Genomic DNA, 22,764 nt, shown 5'->3' on the forward strand with positions numbered 1-22,764 from the left:
CGCCGAACCCGGCTACTCCCCCACGACGGTCGGCGGCGTCGCCTGATCGGGCGCCGAGTCGAGCGCGTTGATCGCCCGGATGAGCCGGTGCAGCTCGCCGACCTTGTGCGGGTCGAGGGTGAGCACGAGCCGCGGGTGATCGAGCTCGTCGCCGTCGGTCCGCTCGGGACCGAGCGGACCCGTCGGCTCGATGCGGCCGGTCGTGCAGAGCGAGCCGAAACGCTCGTTGAGCTCGTCGACCTCGGCTGCGGTGGGCTCGGCGTTCAGTCGCAGCACGAGTCGGTCGCCCACCCAGCGCAGCGAGTCGTAGTTGCGCCAGAAGCCGGTGATCTCCGCGACGGCCGCGTCGACCGTGTCGGTGATGAGCACGCGGTCGAGGTCGTCGGGTGCGATCATGCCGAGCGGCACGAGCTGCTCCTCGACGTAGCGGCGCAGGCCCTGCCAGTACCCGCCGCCGGGCGCGTCGAGCAGCACGATCGGCACGGGCTCGGCCTTGCCCGTCTGCTGCAGGGTCAGCAGCTCGAACGTCTCGTCGAGGGTGCCGAAGCCGCCGGGCAGGCACACGAAGCCGCGGGACTCCTTCATGAGCATGAGCTTGCGGGTGAAGAAGTACTTCATCGACACGAGGTTCGGGTCGACGTCGAACACCTCGCTCGGGCGTTCCTCGAACGGCAGCCGGATGGAGATCCCGATCGCCCGTTCGGGGCCGGCGCCGTGCGCCGCGGCCTGCATGATGCCGGGGCCGGCACCGGTGACGACCATCCACCCGTCGCCCGCGAGCGATGCGGCGACCGCCTCGGCGCGCCGGTACAGCGGATCGCGCGGCTGCGTGCGGGCCGATCCGAAGACGGTCACCTTCGGCACGCCGTCGAACGGTGCGAACAACCGGAACGCGTTGCGCATCTCCTCGAGCGCGGCCGCCGAGATCTTGAGGTCGAGCCGGTCGGTGCCGTCGACGCCGAGGCCGAGGCCGCTCGTGACGATGCGGCGCACCAGACTGCGGTTTCCGTGCACGCCCGCCTCGTCGAGCAGCGCCTCGATCTTCGCCGCGAGGTCGTCTGGCTCGTGCGCCGGCTCGGCGGGCGCGGGATCGGCGATGCTCATGTGCCAAGCCTCGCATGCCGTGCCGCGTCGAGCCCGTCGCATCCTGCAGAATCGTGAGCAGACGGCCGATCGGGCCGCACGAGGCGAAGGGTCCGCACATGGCCAGGACACGCAAGAAGGTGCGTTCAGAGCTCAAGAACACCGCGTACGAGATCTTCATCGGCATCCTGTCGATCCTCTCGATCCTGAACCTCGTGCTCGTGTACGTCATGCGCGACGATCGGGCGCTGCAGGTCGTGCTCTCGGCGATGAACGCGCTGTTCAGCCTGATCTTCCTGTGCGACTTCATCTACCGCATCACGACGGCCCCGTCGGCGTCGCGGTACTTCTTCCGCGGCTTCGGTTGGGCCGACCTGCTCGCGAGCCTGCCGTTCGCGCAGTTGAAGGTGCTCCGCATCTTCCGCCTGCTCCGTGTCTTCCGCCTGCTGCGCGAGCTCGGGCCGCGCACGATCTGGAACACGCTCATCCACGACCGCGCCAACAGCACGCTCATGACGCTGCTGCTGCTCGGCGTGCTCGTGCTGCAGTTCGGCAGCATCACGATCCTCGCCGTCGAGGAGGACGCCGAGGGCGCCAACATCACGACGGCGTCCGACGCGCTCTGGTACACGATCGTCACGATCTCGACCGTCGGCTACGGCGACCAGTACCCCGTCACGAACCTCGGGCGCCTGATCGGCGCCGTCATCATCGTCGTGGGCGTCGGCATCTTCGGCACCTTCACCGGATACCTGGCGAACCTCTTCCTCGGCCCGCAGCAGCAGGCGCAGGAGGCCGCCGACGTGGCCGCGGACGTCGCGACCGACGTCGCCGCGGACACCGGCGCGACGGGTGCGCCGTCCACGACCGGCGCCCCCTCGGCGACGGACGCACCAGCTGCGGCCGGCGCGCCGACGTCGGGTGCTCCGACGACCACCGTCGCTGACGCCGCGGCCACCGGCGTCGCGGCCGGTGCGACCTCCGGCGCCGTCACCGCGGGGGCGACGGCCGGCAGCAGCGGCACGGCTTCCGGCCACGGCCTGCCGCCGGCCACCGCGTCCGACCAGTCCGCTTCCCCGGCCCTCGGGGCCTCCCCCGCAGAGCTCAGCGCCCGACTGGCCGCGCTCATCGCCGAGTCGGAGGCGACCGCCGCCGAATTGCGCAGCCTGCTCGCCGACGCGTCACGCTGAACCGGTCGGTGAAAGCGAACGGCCGGGCGCACAGGCGCCCGGCCGTTTCGACCGCGTACTCGCGTCAGGCGCCGAGCGCCGCGACGACGCCGTCGATCGGCACCTGCGTGCGCTCGCCCGTCGCGCGGTCCCAGACCTCGACGACGCCGTCGGCGACGCCACGACCCGCGATCACGATCTTCGGCACGCCGATGAGTTCGGCGTCGGCGAACTTCACGCCGGGCGAGAGCTTGGGTCGATCGTCGTAGAGCACGTCGCGACCCGATGCCTCGAGGTCGGCGACGATGCGCTCGGCGGCATCGAACGCCGCCTGGTCCTTGCCCGTGGCGAGTACGTGCACGTCGAACGGAGCGACCGACTCGGGCCAGATGAGGCCCTTGTCGTCGTTGTGCAGCTCGGCGATGATCGCGAGGATGCGGGTGACGCCGATGCCGTACGAACCCATCGTCACGGTTGCGAGCTTGCCGTTCTCGTCGAGCACCTTGAGCCCGAGGGTCTCCGCGAAGAATCGTCCGAGCTGGAAGACGTGGCCGATCTCCATGCCGCGCGCGAGCTCCACGGGGCCCGAGCCGTCGGGTGCGGGGTCGCCCTCGCGCACGTCGGCGATGTCGATCACACCGTCGGCCGTGAAGTCGCGGCCCGCGACGAGCGAGAGCACGTGCTGCTCGTGCCGGTTGGCTCCGGTCACCCAGGCGGTGCCGTCGACGACGCGCGGGTCGACGAGGAACCGGATGCCGGTCGCCGACTCCTCGCCGAGCACGGGCCCCTCGGGCGACCACGGCCCGATGTAACCCTTGACGAGCCCAGGGTGCTTCGCGAAGTCGGACTCGGTGGCGGCCTCGACCTCGGCCGGAGCGAACGCCACCTCGGCGCGCTTCATCTCGACCTCGCGGTCGCCGGGCATGCCGACGACGACGAGCTCGCGGTTGCCGTCGAGGTGGGTGAGCGCGAGGACGACGCACTTCAGTGTGTCGGCCGCGTGCCACGGGCGGTCGGTGCGGGTCTCGTGGTCGTTGACGTGGTCGACGAGGCTCAGGATGGTCGGCGTGTTCGGCGAATCGAAGATGCGCGCGGCGGGCTGCCCCTCGATCGGGAGCGGTTCGGGTGCGAGCGTCTCGAACGCCTCGACGTTCGCGGCGTAGCCGCCCGCCGACCGCACGAAGGTGTCCTCGCCGACGGGCGTCGGGTGCAGGAATTCTTCGCTGCGCGCTCCGCCCATCAGGCCGTTGTCGGCGGTGACGATGACGTACTCGAGACCGAGCCGCGTGAAGATGCGCTCGTAGGCGTCGCGTTGCGCCTGGTACGAGGCATCCAGCCCTTCGTCGCTGACATCGAACGAATACGCGTCCTTCATGGTGAACTCGCGGCCGCGGAGAAGACCGGCTCGTGGACGCGCCTCGTCGCGGTACTTGTCCTGGATCTGGAAGATCGTGAGCGGAAGGTCCTTGTACGAGGAATACAGATCCTTCACGAGCAGCGTGAACATCTCCTCGTGCGTCGGGGCGAGGAGATAGTCGGCTTCCTTGCGGTCCTGCAGGCGGAAGATGCCATCGCCGTAGGACTCCCACCGGCCGGACAGTTCATAGGGCTCGCGCGGCAGCAGCGCCGGGAAGTGCACCTCGTGTGCGCCGGCTGCCTCCATCTCGTCGCGCACGATACGCTCGATCTTCGCCTTCACCCTGAGGCCCAGCGGCAGCCACGTGAAGATCCCCGGCGCGGTCCGCCGGATGTAGCCGGCGCGCACGAGCAGCTTGTGGCTCGTGACCTCGGCGTCGGCCGGGTCTTCACGGAGGGTGCGGAGGAAGAAGTTCGAAAGGCGTGTGGGCACCCGACGATTCTACTGACGACACGGGGATGCCTCCTGCCCTAGGGTGCTCGCATGGGTGAGTCGAGCACGCCGTTCTCCGTCGAGGTCACCTCCGAGGCGTGGCGCGTGGACGCGGAGGCCTGGATCGGTGATGCGCTGACCGCCCGCGGTCGTTCCGTCGCACGAACCGAGCAGCCTCGCGTGCGCCCGTGGTCGACGCAGCTCGTCGTCGACGCCGAAGGACCGGCCGGCGTCGAACGCTTCTGGTTCAAGGCGAACTGCCGCGCCCAGGCGTTCGAGCCCGTGCTGCAGTCGCTGCTCGCCGAGCTCGCGCCCGACGACGTCGACGTGCCGGTCGCCGCCGACCCCGCTCGGGGCTGGATGCTCACCGCCGATCGCGGGCCGACGATGGCCGACCGGCACCGACCGCGCGAGGGCGACTGGACGCGGGTCATCGGCGAGTGGGCGGGGCTCCAGCGACGGTTGGCCGGCCGCTCGGCCGAGGTGCTCGCCGCGGGGGTGCCCGACTGCTCGCCCGCGACCGTGCCGGCGCGTTTCGCCGAACTGCTCGAGGTCGTGCTCGGGCTCCCGGCGGAGCATCCCGCTTCACCCGACCCGGCGACCGCCGACGCACTGGGCGCCGCCGCCGGCCGCGTCGAGCGAGCCGCGGCCACGCTCGCATCGAGCCCGATGCCCCCGGCCCTCCAGCACGGCGACCTGCACCCCGGCAACGTGTTCGCGACCGGCGCCGACGACTCGCTGCGGATCTTCGACTTCGGCGACGCGCAGTGGGCTCACCCGATCGAGGCGGTGCTCGTGCCGATCGCCGTGATGGAGCACAACGGGCTCGATCCGGCGTCGTCGATGGCCGCGTTCCGAACGGCCTGGTCGCCGATCGCGCCCGACGATGACGACGCAGCATGGGCGGCGCTCGTCGCGGCGGCCGAGACCACGCACGCGGTCAACCGCGCCTGCACCTGGTGGGGATGCCTCGCGCAGGCGACCGACGACGAGATGGCTGACTGGGGCGAGGCCGTGCTGCGACACCTCTCGCGCGTGCTCGGCTCGGGCAACGACTCGTAGGCTGGGCGCATGCCCGCCCGCCGACCGCATCTCGCCCCGTCCGTCGCGCAGAGCGAGCTGGCCGCCTCCCTCGCCGCGCTGCGGGCGTCGATGGGACTGCCCGACGGGTTCGCCCCGGACGTCGTCGCCGAGGCGGTGGCCACCCGGCCCGATCCTCCTGCGCAGGACCTGCGCGACGTGCCGTTCGCGACGATCGACCCGGCCGACTCGACCGACCTCGACCAGGCGATGCATCTTGCGAGGCGCGGCGACGGCTACCTCGTGCACTATGCGATCGCCGACGTTCCGGCGTTCGTCCGCCCGGGCGGCGCGATCGATCGTGCCGCCCGCGACCGCGGGCAGACGCTCTACGCGCCCGACGGGCGAGTGCCGCTGCATCCGCCGGTCATCGGCGACGACCGCGCGTCGCTGCTCCCCGACGTCGATCGGAGCGCGTACGTCTGGCGGTTCGAGCTCGCCGCAGACGGCACCCTCGAGTCGACGACGCTCGAGCGTGCGCTCGTGCGATCGCGTGCCCGATTCGACTATCCGGGAGCGCAGGCCCTCATCGAGCACGGCGACGACGAGTCCCCCATCGCCCTGCTCGGCGAGATCGGGCGGGCCCGCATCGAGCAGGAGCGCCTCCGCGGCGGCGCGAGCCTCAACACGCCCGACGAGGAGATCGTGCGCAGCAACGGCGGCTACGACCTCGAACGCCGTACGCCGCTACCGGTCGAGGACTGGAACGCACAGCTCTCGCTCCTGACGGGCATGGCGGCCGCGTCGATCATGCTCCACGCCCGCGTCGGCATCCTCCGCACGATGCCCGAGCCCGACGAGGCGCGGCTCGCGGCCTTCCGCCGTCAGACCGAAGCACTCGACCGGCCGTGGCCCGCGGGCGAGTCGTACGGCGAGTACCTCCGCCGCCTCGACCGCGCCGATCCCGTCGTGCTCGCGGTGCTGCAGGCTGCGAGCGGGCTGTTCAGGGGCGCCGGCTACGCCGCGTTCGACGGTGAACCGCCCGCCGAGACGACGCAGGCGGCGCTCGCCGCGCCGTACGCCCACGTGACGGCGCCGATCCGTCGGCTCGTCGACCGGTGGGGGCTCGTTGTCTGCGAGGCGGTCGTCGCGGGGCGCGAGGTGCCCGCCTGGGCGAGGTCGTCGCTCGGCGACCTGCCGTCGATCATGGCCGCCTCCGAGCAGCGGTCCGGCCGGCTCGGCGCCGAGGCGATCGCCCGGGTCGAGGCCGCGCTGCTCGCCGACCGCGTCGGCGAGCGGTTCACGGCGACGGTGCTCGAGCACAGGGGCGAACGCGTCGCGTTCCAGCTCGAGACGCCCGCGGTGACGGCGACCTGTCCGGCACCGCCCGGTGCGGTCGCCGGGGGCACGATCGACGTGCTCCTCGAAGCCGCCGACATCGCGACCGGCACGGTGCGGTTCAGCGCGACGTGATCGTCAGGGGGTGACGACGGTCGGCGCGCCGACCGGCGCGTCGGTGCCCATCTCGTCGGCGATGCGCTGCGCCTCGGCGATGAGGGTCTCGACGATCTCGGCCTCGGGCACGGTCTTGATGACCTCGCCCTTGACGAAGATCTGGCCCTTGCCGTTGCCGCTCGCGACGCCGAGGTCGGCCTCACGGGCCTCGCCGGGGCCGTTCACGACGCAGCCCATCACCGCGACGCGGAGCGGCACGGTCACGTGCTTGAGCCCCTCGGTCACGTCGTTCGCGAGCGTGTAGACGTCGACCTGCGCACGACCGCACGACGGGCACGACACGATCTCGAGCTTGCGTTCGCGCAGGTTCAGCGACTGCAGGATCTGGAGACCGACCTTGACCTCCTCGACGGGCGGGGCCGACAGCGAGACGCGGATCGTGTCGCCGATGCCCTCGCCGAGGAGGATGCCGAACGCCGTCGCCGACTTGATCGTGCCCTGGAATGCGGGGCCCGCCTCGGTGACGCCGAGGTGCAGGGGCCAGTCGCCCCGTTCGGCGAGCATGCGGTACGCCTTCACCATGACGATCGGGTCGTTGTGCTTGACCGAGATCTTGAAGTCGTGGAAGTCGTGCTCCTCGAAGAGCGAGGCCTCCCACACGGCGGACTCGACGAGCGCCTCGGGGGTCGCCTTGCCGTACTTCTCGAGCAGGCGGGGGTCGAGCGAGCCGGCGTTGACGCCGATGCGCAGCGAGACGCCGGCGGCCTTCGCGCGCGCGGCGATCTCGCCGACGCGGTCGTCGAACTTGCGGATGTTGCCGGGGTTGACGCGCACCGCGGCGCAGCCGGCGTCGATCGCGGCGAACACGTAGTTCGGCTGGAAGTGGATGTCGGCGATGACCGGGATCTGGCTCTTCTTCGCGATGATCGGCAGCGCCTCGGCGTCGTCGCGGCTCGGCACGGCGACGCGCACGATGTCGCAGCCCGACGCGGTGAGCTCGGCGATCTGCTGGAGTGTGGCGTTGATGTTCGTCGTCGGCGTCGTGGTCATCGACTGCACGCTCACCTGGGCGTTGCCGCCGACGAGCACCTTGCCCACCTTGATCTGGCGCGACTTGCGTCGGGGGGCCAGGACCTCAGGGACTTTGGGCATTCCGAGATTCACTGCAGGCACGAGGCCAGTCTAGTTGCGCCGGGCCGGGTGCTCGCCGCGAACGCGAGTCGGCTCAGGCGCAGCCGTCTTCGTGGATCGGCACCGGTGCTCGAACCCAGGCGATGCTCGTGCCGTCTTCACTCTCCGTGAAGTCGACAGCGTATCGCTTGTCGTGCACCGTGCCATCGGGCCATATCTCCTCATGCACCGTGTAGTCGAGGTAGGGCCCCGAGCATCCGCTCGGGTTGATCTGCAGTTCGGGCGTCGCCTCGAGGTCGACCCACGCGGATCCCGCGACGATGCCGTCGTCGGTCGTGAGCGCGATGTCGTCAGCGTCAGGACCGATGAGCACCGCCTTGAACGCCGGCCGCGCCAGTGTGCGCTCGTGATCGGCGAACTCCGACCACCGGTAGACGTAGTCACTGCCCGTCGCCTGGTAGTCGACGTAGCGCTGCTCCCAGATCTCGAGACCGCCCCAGCGGTGGACCGTGCTCGGCGGGTGGTGGTTGCTGGCCGGATGCTCTTCGCTGACCGGCGCGATGCCGATCACGCGTTCTATCGTCGCGATCGCCTCGGGCACGTCCTCGAGGTAGTCGAGCTCGAGCACGACGGCTCCGGTGTCGTCGCGGAGCTCGATCGTCTCGGGGCGCACGACGATCGTCTCGACGGTGTCGATCGGATCGATCGCCGGCGTCGGCGAAGGTGCATCCGGTGCTGCGGGTGGGCTCGACGGAAGCGTCGACACGGAGGGTTCCGCGGTCGTCGCGGTCACGCAGGCGGTGAGCAGTGCCCCGACCAGAGCCAGACCGACGAGTGCGCCTGCCCCGCGAGCGATCGACATGTGTTCCTCCGAATCGTGCCGAGCCGTTTGCGCAATTCTGTCGTCGGACTCCGCCGCGGCGGGAGTACCGCCTCAGCACGATTCGGTAACGTTCCTCCGTTTCACCCGATCAGCGTGACGAGGGCCGCGAGGAACTCCGCCGGCCGCTCGAGGTGCGGCGAGTGCCCGCAGCCCTCGAGCTCGACCTCGGTCACCATCCCGCCGCGTTCGGCGTACCGAGCGAGCACAGCCCGGGTCTGCGACACCATCGGCTGCGGCGGCGCGACGTCGTCGCCCGGCCAGCCCGGGATCACGCCGGCCTTGCCGAGCTGGTTGAGGTCGAAGAACGAGGCGTCGCCGACGATCGCGTCCTGCGCGCCGTGGATCCACAGCACGCGCGGCTTCGGCACGACGTCGACGATGCCCGAAGTGTCGAACCACGTCGGGGCCATCGTGTTCAGCACGCCCCGTCCGCCGGGCGCGAAGCCGGGCCAGTTCGCCGACCCCGAGGCATCCCCCGGGTAGTTGTCGACGCCCGTCGCGGTCGTCAGCATCGATTCGACCCAGATCGCCTCGTGCTCGGAGGTGAAGCCGGGTGCCACGTAGCTCGACCGGTACACCGCGAGCGGCGAAGTGGGCGCTTCCTCGGTGCGGTCGTCCGAGGCGAGCCGCGCGACGAAGTCGGGATTCGCTCCACCACCGCCCGTGCCGGCCCCATCGTCGGAGAGCAGCGACCCGTCGAGACGGGTGCCGCCGAATCCGTACGGCGACACGGTGGACTGCAGCGTGAGGCTCGCGACGAGCTCGGGGCGATCGATGAGCAGCTGCATCGCGACGCCGCCGCCCATGCTCCAGCCGACGAGGTGCACCGCGCCGAGCCCGAGCTCGTCGACGACCGAGGCGACGTCGTCGGAGAAGTCGCGCACCCCGCGGGTCGCATCGACCGGCAGCGCCTCGCTGTCGCCGAACCCGCGCAGGTCGATCGCGACCGCGTGCAGCGACTCGGGCAGCGCGAGCATGACCGGCTGCCAGAACAGCGACGACGAGACGTTGCCGTGCACGAACACCACGGTCTCGGCGGGCGGTGATCCGGGAGCCGCCGGGGCGGCGGGCCGCTCGAGCACCCCGGCGCGCAGGCGCGACGTCTCGACCTGCCGGGCGAGGATGCCCGGCAGGATCGTGCCGACCACGACTACCCGACCGCGGACGTGTCGAGCGGCGGCTCGGTCGCGGCGACGACCTCGTCGACCGTGACGCCCGGCGCGCACTCGACGAGCACGAGCCCGTCGGGCGTGACGTCGATGACCGCGAGGTCGGTGATGATGCGGTCGACGACCCCCTTGCCCGTGAGCGGCAGCGAGCATTCGTCCACGATCTTCGGCGAGCCGTCCTTCGCGACGTGCTCCATGAGCACGATGCGGCGACGGGCGCCGTGCACGAGGTCCATCGCGCCGCCGGGACCCTTCACCATCTTGCCGGGGATCATCCAGTTCGCGAGGTCGCCCGCGGCCGACACCTGCATCGCACCGAGGATCGCGGCGTCGATCTTGCCGCCCCGGATCATGCCGAAGCTGAGGGCCGAGTCGAAGTACGCGGCGCCGGGCAGCACGGTGACCGTCTCCTTGCCGGCGTTGATCAGGTCGGGATCGACCGCGTCCTCGGTCGGGTACGGCCCGACGCCGAGGATGCCGTTCTCCGACTGCAGCAGGATCGTCGTGCCCTCGGGCACGTAGTTCGGCACGAGGGTCGGCAGGCCGATGCCGAGGTTGACGTACGATCCGTCGCTGAGTTCGCGGGCGGCGCGGGCCGCCATCTCGAGGCGGGTCAGGGCCATCTCAGTTCACCTCTCGCACGGTACGGCGCTCGATGCGCTTCTCGATGTCGGGTCCGACGACGACCACGCGGTCGACGTACACGCCGGGCAGGTGCACGGCGTCGGGGTCGAGGTCGCCGGGCTCGACGAGCTCCTCGACCTGGGCGATGCAGACGCGCCCGGCCATGGCCGCGAGCGGCGAGAAGTTGCGTGCCGACTTGTCGAACACGAGGTTGCCGAACCGGTCGGCCTTCAGCGCGTGCACGAGCGAGAAGTCGGTCGTGATCGCCTCCTCGAGCACGAACTCCCGCGGTTCGCCGGCGACCTCGAACGTCTGCACGGGCTTGGCGGGGCTCGCCACGGCGATCGTTCCGTCGGCGTGGTAGCGGCGCGGCAGGCCTCCCTCGGCGACCTGCGTGCCGACGCCCGTCTGCGTGAAGAACGCGGCGATGCCGCTGCCTCCGGCACGCAGCTTCTCGGCGAGCGTGCCCTGCGGGGTGAGCTCGAGCTCGAGCTCGCCCGACAGGTACTGGCGCTCGAACTCCTTGTTCTCGCCGACGTACGAGGAGGTCATCTTGGCGATGCGCTGCTTCGCGAGCAGCACGCCGAGCCCCCAGTCGTCGACGCCGCAGTTGTTCGAGACGACGGAGAGCCCGTCGACCCCTGCGTCCAGCAGGGCCTGGATCAGCACCATCGGGATGCCGCAGAGCCCGAACCCGCCGACGGCGAGACTTGCTCCTGAGGGGATGTCGGAGACCGCTTCTTGGGCGGACCCGACGACTTTGTCGAGTGTCACGATGCACCTTCCTGTGTCTCCGCGGCCTGGATGCGGGTGCGGATCACATCGATCACGCTACCGGTGCCCGGGGCCGTCATGAGGATCGTGTAGTGGTTGACGTCGTCGACCTCGTGGACGACGAGTTGCGGCATCCGCGCCGATTCGGCCGCGACGAGCGCTTCGGCGTACAGTGGCGCGCCATCTTGCAGGCCGCGCGGGGCGCGGAAGAAGTCGACGGGGCCGGGCAGCGCGGCGAGCGCCGCCGCGTAGCCGGCCGATCCGTCGAGCTCGAGCGCGTTCACGGCGACCGCGTCGGCATTCGCCGAGCTGCGCAGTTCGGGCGCCTCGCCGACGAGGTCGTAGTCCACGTAGTCGGCGATCGCGTCGTTCCAGTACGGGCCGAGTGCCGGATGCGCCCGCCAGAAGCCGGCATAGGCCGACCGGTCGGGGAACGTCATCGCGAGGCGCTCGAGCGCGGGTCCGAGCAGCAGCGCCGGCAGGTCCTCTGGCGCGATGCCGTGCGGTGCCGGGATGGGCAGACCGCCGTCGACGAGGACGATTCCGGCGACCCGGTCGGGATGCCGCTCGGCGAAGCGCACGGTGACGAATGCACCCATCGAGTGCCCGACCACGAAGGCCCGCTCGACACCGAGCGCGTCGAGCACCGCCGCCAGGTCGTCGGCGTGCTGGTCGAGGCCGTACGGCGCGGGCAGCCGGTTGCTGCGCCCGCGCCCCCGCAGGTCGGGGGCGATGACGCGCCGTTCGGGCAGGCCGTCGGCGAGGAGGTCCCACGCCCGGTGACTCGCGGTGATGCCGTGCACGGCGAGCACCGGCAGCCCCGGTGCATCCGCATGCCACTGCCCGCCGGCGATCGCGCCGCCGTCGACCGGCGCGGTGAACGGGGTGCTCGTCATCGTGCGCTCCATCCGCCGTCCATGGTGTAGCTGCCGCCCGTCACCATACCGGCGTCGGGTCCGGCGAGCCAGAGGGCGAGGCTCGCGACCTCGGCGGGCTCGACGAGGCGCTTGACGGCCGACTCGGTGAGCATGATCCTCGGCAGCACCTCCGCCTCGGTGATGCCGTGCAGCCGCGCCTGGTCGGCGATCTGCTTCTCGACGAGCGGCGTGCGCACGTAGCCGGGGTCGATGCAGTTCGACGTCACGCCGTGCGGACCGCCCTCGAGCGCGGTGACCTTCGACAGTCCCTCGAGCCCGTGCTTCGCGGCGACGTAGGCCGACTTGAACGGCGACGCGCGCAGCCCGTGCACGCTCGACACGTTGAGCACGCGCCCGAACCCGCGCGCGTACATGCCGGGCAGCGCCGCACGGATGAGCAGGAACGGCGACTCGAGCATGAGCCGCAGGATGAAGGCGAACCGCTCGGGCTCGAACTCCTCGATCGGTCGCACGTGCTGGATGCCGGCGTTGTTCACGAGGATGTCGGCGTCGAGCGAGAGCTCGGCGAGCGCCGCGGTGTCGGCCAGGTCGACCGCCCACGCCTCGCCGCCGAGCTCGGCTGCGAGCGCCGCCGCGGCGGAGCCGTCGAGGTCGGCGATCACGACGTGCGCGCCGGCGCCCGCGAACGCACGCGCGCAGGCCGCGCCGATGCCGCTCGCTCCCCCGGTGACGACGGCACGTCGCCCGGTCAGATCGGTCACGTTTCCTCCTTCGGGACCGCGCCCCCGCGCGGCGTCATGAATCGAGTGGGATGCCCCGGGCTCACGCATCGGTCGCCGTCTCGGGCTCCGCGGGATGGCTCCTGCGACCCGACCGGATGCGGTCGGGGATGCCGGCGATGCCGCCGGGAAGGAACATCACCACGAGGATGAAGAGCGTGCCGAGGATGAACAGCGGCTCGCTGAGCGGCACCCGCAGCACCGCGGGGAGCCCCGCGATGAAGTCGGAGCCGGCGAGCGCGGTGAGCCGTTGGTCGAGCAGCGTGTAGACGATGCCGCCGACGATCGCGCCCCACCGGTGTCCGACCCCGCCGAGCACGACGATGACGAGCAGCGTCAGCGTGAAGTCCGCCGTGGCGATGCGCGGCGCCGCGCCCGACTGCAGCAGCAGGTAGGCCATGCCGACGACCACGGCGAGCACCGAGGCGACCGCGAAGACCAGGAGCTTGACGGTGTACGGCCGCAGTCCGAGCACGCGCACGCGCAGCTCGTTCTCGCGGGTCGCCGCAGCCACGTGACCGGCTCGGCTCTGCTCGACCCACAGCACCACGAGGTACACGAGAACGAGCACGGCGAGCGCGAGCCAGTAGAGGTTGCGGGTGTTGACGACGCCGACGAACGCACCGGGCACGTTGTCGATGTCGAGCGGCAGCCCCTCGTCGCCGCCCGTCGCACCGCCCGGGTTGCGGCGGATGAGCACCGAGCCCGCCTGGGCGAACGCGAGGGTCACCATCGCGAACGAGATGCCCGTGACCCGCAGCGCGAGCGCGCCGACCGTCATGGCGAGCACGAGCCCGCCGACGAGCGTGATGAGGATCGACACGACGAAGATCGCGTCGCGCGGCCACGACGGCGGCGCGAACGCGTCGAGCGTCATGCCGAGGCCGTACGCGCCGGCCGCGAAGAAGAGCGCATGCCCGAACGACAGCAGGCCCGCGAGCCCGAACATCATGCGGTAGCCGAGCGCGAGCGCGGCGATGAGCATCGCGTACGCGAGCAGTTGCAGCGTGCCCGGCGTGTAGGTGGGTCCGGGCAGGACGCCCGGCACGTCGATGGCGAGCAACGGCAGGATCGCGAGCACGGCGACGACGGCGACGCCGACGACGACGGGGCGGAGGTTCTTCCACGACATCATGCGACCTTCCCCATGAGTCCGCGCGGACGGACGAGCAGCACCGCGGCGAGCGCGACGACGACCACGAGGTCGCCCGTGCCGCCGAGGTAGAAGTTGGCGAACTGCTGCAGCACGGCGACGAGCACCGAGGCCACGGCCGCGCCCGTGAGCGAGCCGAGCCCGCCGATGACGGTCACGATGAAGGCGAAGATGAGCAGCACGCTGCCGAGGTGCGCCGACACGTAGCCGTAATAGACCGAGGCGAGCACGCCGCCGAGGCCCGCGGCCGCCCCGCCGATGGCGAAGACGAGCGTGAACGAGCGGCGCACGTCGATGCCGAGGGCCGACACCATCTGCCGGTTCTCGACGCCGGCGCGGATGATGAGCCCGTACCGGGTGCGATGCAGGAACAGCACGATGCCGCCGAGCACCACGAGGGCGCACGCGATGAGCAGGAACCGGTCGTTCGGGATCTTCGCCCCGAGGATCTCGGTCGTCTGGGTGAGCCACTCGGGCTTCGCCGTGTAGATCGGGTCGGTGCCCCAGATGCCCTCGAAGAGGGCGACGGCGGCGAGCGACAGGCCGACGGTGACGAGCGCCTGCTCGATGTGCCGTTCGTACAGCCGCCGGATCAGGAAGTACTCGGTGAGCGCGGCGACGAGTGCGCCCACCGCCATGCCGACGAGGGCCGAGATCGCGAGCCCCCACCAGGTGCCGTCGGAGACGCGACGCCCGGCCTCCCAGCCGAGGAACGCCGAGATCGTGAGGAAGGCACCGTGCGCGAAGTTGAGCACGCCCATGAGCCCGTAGATGAGCGAGAGCCCGCTCGCGACGAGGAAGTAGAGCGCTCCGAGGCCGAGCCCGGTGATGAGGAGGAGGACGACCGTGCTCATCAGGCGGCCTCGCTCGCGTCGTGCACGCCGAGGTGGCGCTGCACGAGCGCTTCGTCATCCAGGAAGTCGACCGCCGCGCCGGTGTGCACGACTCGACCGCCCGAGAGCACGACGACCCGCTCGGCGAGGCGGCGGATGACGTGCAGGTTCTGCTCGACGAGCAGGATCGGCACGGTCTCGGCGGCGGTGGCGAGGGCTGCGGCGACCTCATCGACGATGCGGGGGGCGAGGCCCTTCGTCGGTTCGTCGACGAGCAGCAGCCGGTTGTCGTTCACGAGCGCGCGAGCGAGCGACACCATCTGCTGCTGTCCGCCCGAGAGCGTGCCCGCCCGCTGCGCGCGGCGCTCGACGAGATCGGGGAAGAGCTGCGCGACGAGCTCGCGTCGCGGGGCTGCGTCGCGTTCGGCGAGCCGGAGGTTCTCGGCGACGGTGAGTCCGCCGAACACCTCGCGGTCCTCTGGCACGTAGCCGACGCCGCGCTGCACGATGCGGTGCGTGGGCAGGGCGTCGATGCGCTCGCCCGCGAGCCGCACCTCGCCCGTGCGCTCGATGAGGCCGAGGATCGACTTGACCGTCGAGGTCTTGCCGACGCCGTTGCGGCCGAGCAGGGCCGTGACGCCCGTCGCCGGCACCTCGAAGCTCACGTCCTCGATCACCTGCTGACCGGCGATGCGCCCGCTGAGACGGCTGAGGGCGAGGATCGGCTCGGTCACATCGCCTCCCCGAGGTACGCGGACTGCACGGTGGGGTTCGCCATGACGGCCTCCGGGGTGTCGACGGCGAGCAGCTCGCCGTGGTGCATGACCGCGACGCGGTCGACGAGGCCGAGCACGACCTCCATGTGGTGCTCCACCATGAGCACGGTGCGTCCGCCGCGGTGGAGCCCGCGGATGACCTCGGTGAGCGCGGGCACGTCGCCCGAGGCGACGCCCGCCATCGGCTCGTCGAGGAGGATCACCTTCGGGTCCTGCGCGATGAGCATCGCGATCTCGACCTTGCGCTTCTCGCCGTGCGCGAGGCCGGATGCCGCGGCGTCGGCGCGGTGTGCGAGACCGACCTCCTCGAGGCAGTCGAGGGCGCGTCTGGTCGCCTCATCGCCCGCCCGCGGGATGCGCACGAGGCTCGTGGCCCCGCCGAGGCGGGCCTGAGCGGCGAGCCGCACGTTCTCGAGCACGCTGAGCTCGGGGAACAGGCTCGAGGTCTGGAAGGTGCGGCCGAGGCCCGCTGTCGCGCGCCGGTGGATCGGTTCGCGGGTGACGTCGACGCCGTCGAGCAGCACCCGGCCGGCGGTCGGTCGCACGACGCCCGAGACGACGTTGAAGAGGGTCGTCTTGCCGGCACCGTTCGGCCCGATCACGCCGAGCATCTGCCCGGCGGGCACCTCGAGCGAGACGCCCCCGAGGATCCGGGCCCCGCCGATGCGGAGCCCGATCCCCTCGAGGGCGAGCATCAGGTGGTCGCTCGCCATCGGGTCACTCGCCCGCGACGGGCGGCGCGACCGTCTCGGCGTCGACCGTGTCGACGAGTTCGGGCACCCAGGCGTCGCCGTCCTGCACGAGCTTCGCCTGGTACATCGGCTGGATCATGGCGTGGTCCTCCTCACGGACGGTGACCTCGCCCTTGACCGAGTCGAACGTCCAGCCCTCGAGCGCGTCGACCATGCCGTCGACCGAGTCGCCGCCCTCGCGCACGGCCTGCACGAGCATCTGCGCCGCGACGAATCCGTCGGGCGAGAACAGGTCGGGCGTCGCGCCCGCTTCGTCGAGGTGCTCGATCATCGCCGCTTCGACGTCGGTGCCCGCAGCACCCGCGAAGTAGTGGTTGAGGAACGAGATGTCGCCCGAGGCGTCCCCGTAGGCGCCGTAGGTGGCGACGTCGCCGAGACCCGTCACGACCGGCACGGCGTCGAACACGCCCTGCTGGGCGAGCGCGGTCCACATCGCACCCGACGAGGCACCGGCCCACGCGACGAACACGAGGTCGGGCGAGGCGGCGATCAGCTGCTGGGCGAACGGGGTGAACTCGGTCGCGTCCTCGGCGACGAGCACGCCCTCGACCGTCGCGCCCTGTCCGCCGAGCACGGCCTGCACGCCGGCGAGGTTGCCCTGGCCGAAGGCGTTGTCCTGCGCGAACACGACCACCTTCTTGCCGGCCGGGTCGCCGATGAAGGTGCCGGCGGTCGCGACGTCCTGGTACGTCTGGCGGCCCGAGCGGAAGGTGTAGTCGTTGGCGCCGGTGATCGCGTCGGCGGCGGCCGGACCCGAGATGTAGAGGACCTTGTTCTGCTCGGCCTGCTCGGCGAGCGCGGTCGCGATGCCCGACACGACCGTGCCGGCGATGATCTGCGTGCCCTGGCCGATGACGTCCTTGGCGAGCGAGACGGCGGTGTCGGGGTTGCCCTGGTCGTCGAGCCACTCGATGTCGAGCTCGCGCCCGTCGACCGCGCCCGTGCCGTCGGTGGCGTAGTCGAGGCCGGCCTCGAAGCCGGCGGTGTAGGCCTCGCCGTAGGCCGCGAGCGGTCCAGACTGGCTCGTGATCATCGCGACCTTCACGGGGGCCGCGTCGCCCGACGCATCGCCTCCGCCCGCGCTGGTGGTCGGTGCGCACCCGACCAGGGCGATGGACGCGGCGGCGATGACGGCCGTCGCGAGATACGTCTTCGTAACCCGCATGTGTGTATGCCTCTCAACGGTGAACGGCTGTGGTGGTGGGTCCGGCGACGTGCACGGCCCGTGATCGCCTCCCAGTATTCGATGCGCACGCGTGCACCGTCGATGCCGAGATTCGCAGGCTCGATGTGCACTTCTGCACATCGGCGCGGAGGCCGTCCACCCTCCCGCGGAACCTAGACTGGAAGCACACCCCACCTGCTGACGAAGGAGTCACCACACCATGAGCACGCCCGACGTCGTCATCATCGCCGGCGCCCGCACCCCGTTCGCCCGCATCAACGGCAACCTCGCCGCGCAGTCCGCGGTCGAGCTCGGCACGGCCGCCATCCGCGGCGCCCTCGAGCGTTCGGGCGTCTCGCCCGACGACGTCGACGCCGTCATCATGGGACAGGTGCTGCAGGCCGGCGCCGGCCAGAACCCCGCGAAGCAGTCGGCGGTCGCCGCCGGCATCCCGTGGCGCGTGCCGGCGACCACGGTGAACAAGGTCTGCCTGTCGGGGCTCGTCGCGATCACGGATGCGGCGCGGCTGATCCGCCTCGGCGAGGCCGACGTCGTCGTCGCCGGCGGTCAGGAGTCGATGACGAACGCCCCGCACCTGCTGCCGGGGTCGCGTGCGGGCAAGACCTACGGCGACTGGGTGATGGTCGACCACGCCGCGCACGACGGCCTCACCGACGCGTTCGACCACGAGTCGATGGGCGCCTCGACCGAGCGGGTCAACGGGCGCTACGGCATCGGTCGCACCGAGCAGGACGAGATCGCCGCGGCCTCGCACGCGCGCGCAGGCGCCGCGCAGGCCGACGGCCTCTTCGCCGACGAGATCGTCGCCGTCGAGATCCCCCAGCGCAAGGGCGACCCGGTCGTCGTGGGCGAAGACCAGGGCGTGCGCCCCGACTCGACGGTCGAGGTGCTCGCGAAGCTCCGCCCGGCGTTCGCCGCCGAGGGCACGATCACGGCCGGCAACTCGTCGCCGCTCTCCGACGGCGCGGCTGCGGTCGTCGTCGCGAGCCGCGAGTGGGCCGAGTCGCGCGGCCTGCCGTGGCTCGCCCTCATCGGCGCCGCCGGCCAGGTCGCCGGCCCCGACAACTCGCTGCACTCGCAGCCCTCGAACGCGATCGCCGCGGCCCTCGAGAAGGGCGGCGTCGCCGCCTCCGACCTCGACCTCGTGGAGATCAACGAGGCCTTCGCGGCCGTGTCGCTGCAGTCGGCGCGCGACCTCGACCTCGACCTCGAGCGCGTCAACGTCCACGGCGGCGCGATCGCACTCGGCCACCCGATCGGCGCATCCGGAGCGCGCCTGGCGCTGCACGCGGCCCTCGAGCTCTCCCGCCGCGGCGGCGGCACCGCCGCGGTCGCGCTCTGCGGCGGCGGCGGTCAGGGCGAGGCGCTCCTGCTCAGCCGCTGATCGACCGGCGCGACGGACCCACTCCGGTGGTCGAGTAACGACGGACCCACTCCGGTGGTCGAGAAGCGACGAAGGAGCGTATCGAGACCCGCACGCGACTCGACCACCGGCTGTGCGCCACCGGACCACCGACCGCCGTGCGACGATATGCGCATGACGACGCCCGCCCATCCCCCGCTCGACCACCGGCTGCGCCGGATGGTCGGCCGCGACCCGTCGGAGCAGCATCGCGCCTCGACGCCGCTCGAGCTGCTCTTCGACCTCACGTTCGTCGTCGCGTTCAGCCAGGCCGGCACGCAGGCGGCGCACCTGCTCGAGCTCGGGCACTTCTCGTCGGCGATCATCGCGTTCTCGCTCGCCGTGTTCGCGATCTGCTGGGCGTGGATCAACTACACGTGGCTCGCGAGCGCGTACGACAACGACGACGTCTACGTGCGCGTCGCGACGATGGTGCAGATGGTCGGCGTGCTCGTCATGGCGCTCGGCATGCCCGCGTTCTTCCAGTCGGTCGAGGGCGGGGTGCACGTCGACAACGGGGTCATCATCGCCGGCTACGTCATCATGCGCCTGTCGACGATCGCCCTGTGGCTTCGCGTCGCGCGGCACGACCCGACCGCGCGCCGCACCGCGCTGCGCTATGCGGGCTACCTCGCCATCGTGCAGGTCGCCTGGATCGTGCTCATCATCGTCAACCTGCCGTTCGCGCTCACTCTGTGGATCTGGCTCTTCCTCGGCATCTGCGAGATGCTCGTGCCCCCGCTCGCCGAGCGCGGTGGCGGCAAGACGCCGTGGCACCCGCACCACATCGCCGAGCGTTACGGCCTGCTCGTGATCATCACGCTCGGCGAGGTCGTGCTCGGCACGATCCTCGCCATCTCCGCCGTCGTCGAGGAGGCGCACGAGTGGTCGCTCGACGCGGGCCTGGTCGCCCTCGGCGGCACGATGCTCGCCTTCGGCCTGTGGTGGACGTACTTCACGATGCCCTCGGGCAAGCTCCTCGCCCGGTTCCGCGATCGCTCGTATGTGTGGGGCTACGGGCACATGATCGTGTTCGGCTCGCTCGCGGCCACCGGGGCCGGCCTCCACGTCGCGGCGAACGCCATCGTCGGCGAGGCGCACATCGACGACGTGGCCGCGGTCCTGACCGTCGTCGTGCCGGTCGCGATCTTCCTCACGGCACTGTTCACGCTGTACACGTTCTTGATGGGCCGGTTCGACACCTTCCACATCGGGCTCTTCCTCGGCAGCATCGCCGTCCTCGCGCTCGCGGTCGTCGCGGTCTCCGTCGGCGCGAGCCTGCCGGTCGGCATCGTGATCACGGCACTCGCCCCGATCGTGGTCGTCGTCGGCTACGAGACCGTCGGCCATCGGCACCAGAAGGCGGCTCTCGACGAGATCCTGGGCTGAGGAACGCCGGCTCCCCGGGGAGCGCACGCGACGCGCACGACGACGGGGATGCCGCGACGCGAGGTCGCGACATCCCCGTCGTGTCGGCTCAGGCGCCCGGCCGGTTCGCGCGCAGCACCTCGAGGCGCGCACGGTACTCGGTCTCGTCGATGTCGCCCTGGGCGAACCGCTCGGCGAGCGTCTGCTCGGCGCTGCGGGCGCCGCGCGCCCACGGCGGACCGTATCCGCCCGCCTCGGCCTGCGCCCAGTAGCGGCGACGGTTGCGGCTCACGAGGAAGATGACGAGCCCGATGACGAGGATCCAGAAGATCGGGATGAGGAAGAACATCCACCCGAAGCCGGCGGCCCAGGGGCCGACGTGGGTGGCCGCGGTGGCGGCGAGGGTCGTGAACATGAGTTGCTCCGGTTGATTCGTGCGGTCGCGTCTCGACCGTCGATTCGAGTCTCGCGAGACGGGCTCCCGGGCGAATCCGCCCGGCGGAGACACTTCGACTGCTCCCCGGGGAGCAGGGGCGCCCACGGCCGGTGCCGCCCTGCGACTACTCCTGCCAGCCGGGTGCGACGAGCCCGGTCTCGTACGCGACGACCACGAGCTGCACCCGGTCGCGCGCGTGCAGCTTCTGCATGATGCGCGAGACGTGCGTCTTCGCCGTGAGCGGGCTCAGCACGAGCCGCTCGGCGATCTCGTCGTTCGTGAGGCCCTGGCCGACGAGGCGCAGCACCTCGCGCTCCCGGTCGGTGAGCACCGAGAGGGATGCCTCGTCGGCATCGCGCAGGCCCGTCGCGAAGCGCTCGAGCAGTCGCTTGGTGACCCCCGGCGACAGCAGCGCCTCCCCGGCGGCCACGACCCGCACCGCACGGATGAGGTCGGCCGGCTCGGTGTCCTTCACGAGGAAGCCGCTCGCGCCCGCGCGCACCGCGCGGGCCACGTACTCGTCGAGCTCGAAGGTCGTGACGATCACGACGCGCACGCCCGCTAGGGCAGAATCGGCCGCGATCTGCTCGGTCGCCCACAGCCCGTCGCCGCCCGGCATCCGAATGTCCATGAGCACGACGTCGACAGGCGACGCGCGCACGAGAGCGAGGAGCTCCTCCCCCGTCGAGGCCTCGCCCACGACCTCGAGATCGGGTTCGGCGTCGAGGAGCGCCCGGAACCCGGCGCGCACGAGCAGCTGATCGTCGGCGAGGGCGACCGTGATGGTCATGCCGCACCTCCCCAGGGCAGTTCGGCACGCACCCGGGTGCCGCCGAGCGGGCTCGCACCGAGCTCGACGGAGCCGCCGAGCAGCGCCGCCCGTTCCCGCATGCCGAGGATGCCGCGACCCTCGTCGCCACGTCCGTCGGCGCCGCCAGCGCCCGTCCCGTCGTCGTCGACGGTCACGACGAGCCGGCCGTCGTCGCGCTCGAGCACGACGACCGCTCGACGGGCTCGGGCGTGACGGACGACGTTCGTGAGCGCTTCCTGCGCGATGCGGTACGCCGCGAACTGCACCGCGCGACCGGGCGGCTCGGCGAGCCGGTCGTCGAGTTCGACGGCGAATCCGGGGGTCGTGAGGCCCTGTACGAGGCGGGGCAGCTCGGCGAGCTCGGCCTGCGGCACGAGCGGCGCGTCCCCGTCGCGGATGACACCGAGGACGCTCCGCACCTCGTCGAGCGCGGTCTTCGAGGTCTCCTTGATGTTCACCAGCGCCGTGCGGGCCTGTTCGGCGTCGCGGTCCATGAGGTGCAGGCCGACGCTCGCCTGCACGTTGATCTGCGAGAGCGCGTGTCCGATCACGTCGTGGAGCTCGCGCGCGATGCGCACGCGTTCGCGCTCCTCGGCGGTCTGCCGTCGTCGCGCCGCCTCGGCCCGATACGCCGCCATCCTCGTGCGCCGCGAACGCACGAACCATCCGATGCCGAAGCAGGCGGCGAGCGCGAGTGTCGTGACGGCGATGCGGAACGGATGCCACGAGAGCCCGAGCATCGACCCGAGCGCGAGCGCAGCCGCCCAGGCCGTCACCACCGAGACGGCCGCCCAGACCACCGCACCGCGGGCGACCGCGAGCACGATCGCGAACGCGAGCGCCAGGTACGGCGGTCCGGCGTCGGGGGTGAACAGCAGGTCGGCGAGCGCCGCGAGGCTCACGAAGGCGACCGTGGGTCCCGGGAGCCGCCGCGAGGCGAGCAGGGCGAACGGGCCGGCGAGGGCGAGCGCGATCTGCGCGGCCGCCTGCCACGGCTCGAGGTGCAGCCAGAACGCGATGCCGATCGCGGCCGGCAGCTGCACGAGCAGGCTGATGACGACGGGCGCCCAGAGCACGAAGCCGGCGGGCGGGCGGCGCTCGGGTCCCGCCCACGGCGGCCCGCCGCCCGCCCACGGCGGCCGGCCGTTCCACGTCTCGGGGCTGCGCGATTCGGGCACGGCCCGATCGTATCGCCGCTGCTCCGCCCGGGCATCGGCCGCCAGGCGGCTCATC

Annotated in this window: 22 protein-coding genes; 5 read left to right on the forward strand and 17 right to left on the reverse strand. The window is 71.6% G+C overall.

Annotation, left to right across the window (positions count from 1 at the left end; genetic code table 11):
• Window positions 1–12 precede the first annotated feature (12 nt).
• Window positions 13–1,104, reverse strand: coding sequence for an LOG family protein (locus MUN74_RS01690; RefSeq protein ID WP_244854648.1), 1,092 nt, complete (start codon window positions 1,102–1,104; stop codon window positions 13–15).
• Between the two features lie 98 nt (window positions 1,105–1,202).
• On the opposite strand from MUN74_RS01690, the gene MUN74_RS01695 reads away from it, so the two are divergent.
• Window positions 1,203–2,273, forward strand: a complete 1,071-nt coding sequence (locus MUN74_RS01695; RefSeq protein ID WP_244854649.1) for a potassium channel family protein — start codon at window positions 1,203–1,205, stop codon at window positions 2,271–2,273.
• A gap of 64 nt (window positions 2,274–2,337) precedes the next feature.
• Here MUN74_RS01695 and MUN74_RS01700 read toward each other — a convergent pair whose 3' ends face one another.
• Entirely contained in the window at window positions 2,338–4,101 is a 1,764-nt protein-coding gene (locus tag MUN74_RS01700) for a proline--tRNA ligase (RefSeq protein ID WP_244854650.1), read from the reverse strand.
• A 51-nt stretch (window positions 4,102–4,152) separates the two neighbouring features.
• On the opposite strand from MUN74_RS01700, the gene MUN74_RS01705 reads away from it, so the two are divergent.
• The gene (locus tag MUN74_RS01705; RefSeq protein WP_244854651.1) at window positions 4,153–5,163 is read left to right on the forward strand and encodes a phosphotransferase; all 1,011 of its coding nucleotides are present in this window, start codon (window positions 4,153–4,155) and stop codon (window positions 5,161–5,163) included.
• Window positions 5,164–5,172: 9 nt separating this feature from the next.
• Window positions 5,173–6,594, forward strand: coding sequence for an RNB domain-containing ribonuclease (locus MUN74_RS01710; RefSeq protein WP_244854652.1), 1,422 nt, complete (start codon window positions 5,173–5,175; stop codon window positions 6,592–6,594).
• A gap of 3 nt (window positions 6,595–6,597) precedes the next feature.
• Here MUN74_RS01710 and ispG read toward each other — a convergent pair whose 3' ends face one another.
• The 12 genes from ispG to MUN74_RS01770 all read right to left on the reverse strand — a co-directional run bounded on the left by ispG (window position 6,598) and on the right by MUN74_RS01770 (window position 17,493).
• A complete protein-coding gene (gene ispG, locus MUN74_RS01715; RefSeq protein ID WP_231432358.1) occupies window positions 6,598–7,728 on the reverse strand; it encodes a flavodoxin-dependent (E)-4-hydroxy-3-methylbut-2-enyl-diphosphate synthase in 1,131 nt (376 codons plus the stop codon).
• Between the two features lie 73 nt (window positions 7,729–7,801).
• Complete coding sequence (locus MUN74_RS01720) at window positions 7,802–8,569, reverse strand: hypothetical protein (RefSeq protein WP_244854653.1); 768 nt, start codon at window positions 8,567–8,569, stop codon at window positions 7,802–7,804.
• A gap of 101 nt (window positions 8,570–8,670) precedes the next feature.
• On the reverse strand, window positions 8,671–9,738 hold the full coding sequence (locus MUN74_RS01725) for an alpha/beta hydrolase (RefSeq protein WP_244854654.1): 1,068 nt from the start codon (window positions 9,736–9,738) through the stop codon (window positions 8,671–8,673).
• A gap of 2 nt (window positions 9,739–9,740) precedes the next feature.
• Entirely contained in the window at window positions 9,741–10,382 is a 642-nt protein-coding gene (locus MUN74_RS01730; RefSeq protein ID WP_244854655.1) for a CoA transferase subunit B, read from the reverse strand.
• 1 nt (window position 10,383) lies between these two features.
• A complete protein-coding gene (locus MUN74_RS01735; RefSeq protein ID WP_244854656.1) occupies window positions 10,384–11,157 on the reverse strand; it encodes a CoA transferase subunit A in 774 nt (257 codons plus the stop codon).
• Entirely contained in the window at window positions 11,154–12,053 is a 900-nt protein-coding gene (locus tag MUN74_RS01740) for an alpha/beta fold hydrolase (RefSeq protein ID WP_244854657.1), read from the reverse strand. The genes MUN74_RS01735 and MUN74_RS01740 overlap by 4 nt, the downstream gene beginning before the upstream one ends.
• Window positions 12,050–12,796: a 3-hydroxybutyrate dehydrogenase gene (locus MUN74_RS01745; RefSeq protein WP_244854658.1), complete on the reverse strand. Its 747-nt coding sequence runs from the start codon at window positions 12,794–12,796 to the stop codon at window positions 12,050–12,052. Before MUN74_RS01745 ends, MUN74_RS01740 begins: the two co-directional genes overlap by 4 nt.
• A gap of 61 nt (window positions 12,797–12,857) precedes the next feature.
• On the reverse strand, window positions 12,858–13,949 hold the full coding sequence (locus MUN74_RS01750) for a branched-chain amino acid ABC transporter permease (RefSeq protein WP_370647333.1): 1,092 nt from the start codon (window positions 13,947–13,949) through the stop codon (window positions 12,858–12,860).
• Entirely contained in the window at window positions 13,946–14,821 is an 876-nt protein-coding gene (locus MUN74_RS01755) for a branched-chain amino acid ABC transporter permease (protein WP_244854660.1), read from the reverse strand. The genes MUN74_RS01750 and MUN74_RS01755 overlap by 4 nt, the downstream gene beginning before the upstream one ends.
• Complete coding sequence (locus MUN74_RS01760) at window positions 14,821–15,534, reverse strand: ABC transporter ATP-binding protein (protein WP_244854661.1); 714 nt, start codon at window positions 15,532–15,534, stop codon at window positions 14,821–14,823. Before MUN74_RS01760 ends, MUN74_RS01755 begins: the two co-directional genes overlap by 1 nt.
• The gene (locus tag MUN74_RS01765) at window positions 15,531–16,289 is read right to left on the reverse strand and encodes an ABC transporter ATP-binding protein (RefSeq protein WP_244854662.1); all 759 of its coding nucleotides are present in this window, start codon (window positions 16,287–16,289) and stop codon (window positions 15,531–15,533) included. The genes MUN74_RS01760 and MUN74_RS01765 overlap by 4 nt, the downstream gene beginning before the upstream one ends.
• A 4-nt stretch (window positions 16,290–16,293) precedes the next feature.
• Complete coding sequence (locus tag MUN74_RS01770) at window positions 16,294–17,493, reverse strand: substrate-binding domain-containing protein (RefSeq protein ID WP_244854663.1); 1,200 nt, start codon at window positions 17,491–17,493, stop codon at window positions 16,294–16,296.
• A gap of 220 nt (window positions 17,494–17,713) precedes the next feature.
• On the opposite strand from MUN74_RS01770, the gene MUN74_RS01775 reads away from it, so the two are divergent.
• Together MUN74_RS01775 and MUN74_RS01780 are read left to right on the forward strand one after the other, a co-directional pair.
• A complete protein-coding gene (locus MUN74_RS01775) occupies window positions 17,714–18,898 on the forward strand; it encodes an acetyl-CoA C-acetyltransferase (protein ID WP_244854664.1) in 1,185 nt (394 codons plus the stop codon).
• A 153-nt stretch (window positions 18,899–19,051) separates the two neighbouring features.
• Entirely contained in the window at window positions 19,052–20,305 is a 1,254-nt protein-coding gene (locus MUN74_RS01780; RefSeq protein ID WP_244854665.1) for a low temperature requirement protein A, read from the forward strand.
• Between the two features lie 88 nt (window positions 20,306–20,393).
• On the opposite strand, the gene MUN74_RS01785 is transcribed toward MUN74_RS01780, so the two are convergent.
• From MUN74_RS01785 to MUN74_RS01795, 3 genes are all read right to left on the reverse strand, one after another.
• A complete protein-coding gene (locus tag MUN74_RS01785; protein WP_244854666.1) occupies window positions 20,394–20,699 on the reverse strand; it encodes an SHOCT domain-containing protein in 306 nt (101 codons plus the stop codon).
• A gap of 145 nt (window positions 20,700–20,844) precedes the next feature.
• On the reverse strand, window positions 20,845–21,510 hold the full coding sequence (locus tag MUN74_RS01790; protein WP_244854667.1) for a response regulator: 666 nt from the start codon (window positions 21,508–21,510) through the stop codon (window positions 20,845–20,847).
• On the reverse strand, window positions 21,507–22,709 hold the full coding sequence (locus MUN74_RS01795; protein ID WP_244854668.1) for a sensor histidine kinase: 1,203 nt from the start codon (window positions 22,707–22,709) through the stop codon (window positions 21,507–21,509). The genes MUN74_RS01790 and MUN74_RS01795 overlap by 4 nt, the downstream gene beginning before the upstream one ends.
• Between the last annotated feature and the right edge of the window lie 55 nt (window positions 22,710–22,764).

The sequence above is a fragment of the Agromyces sp. H17E-10 genome (genome assembly GCF_022919715.1).
In the GTDB taxonomy this organism is placed as follows: Bacteria; Actinomycetota; Actinomycetes; order Actinomycetales; family Microbacteriaceae; genus Agromyces.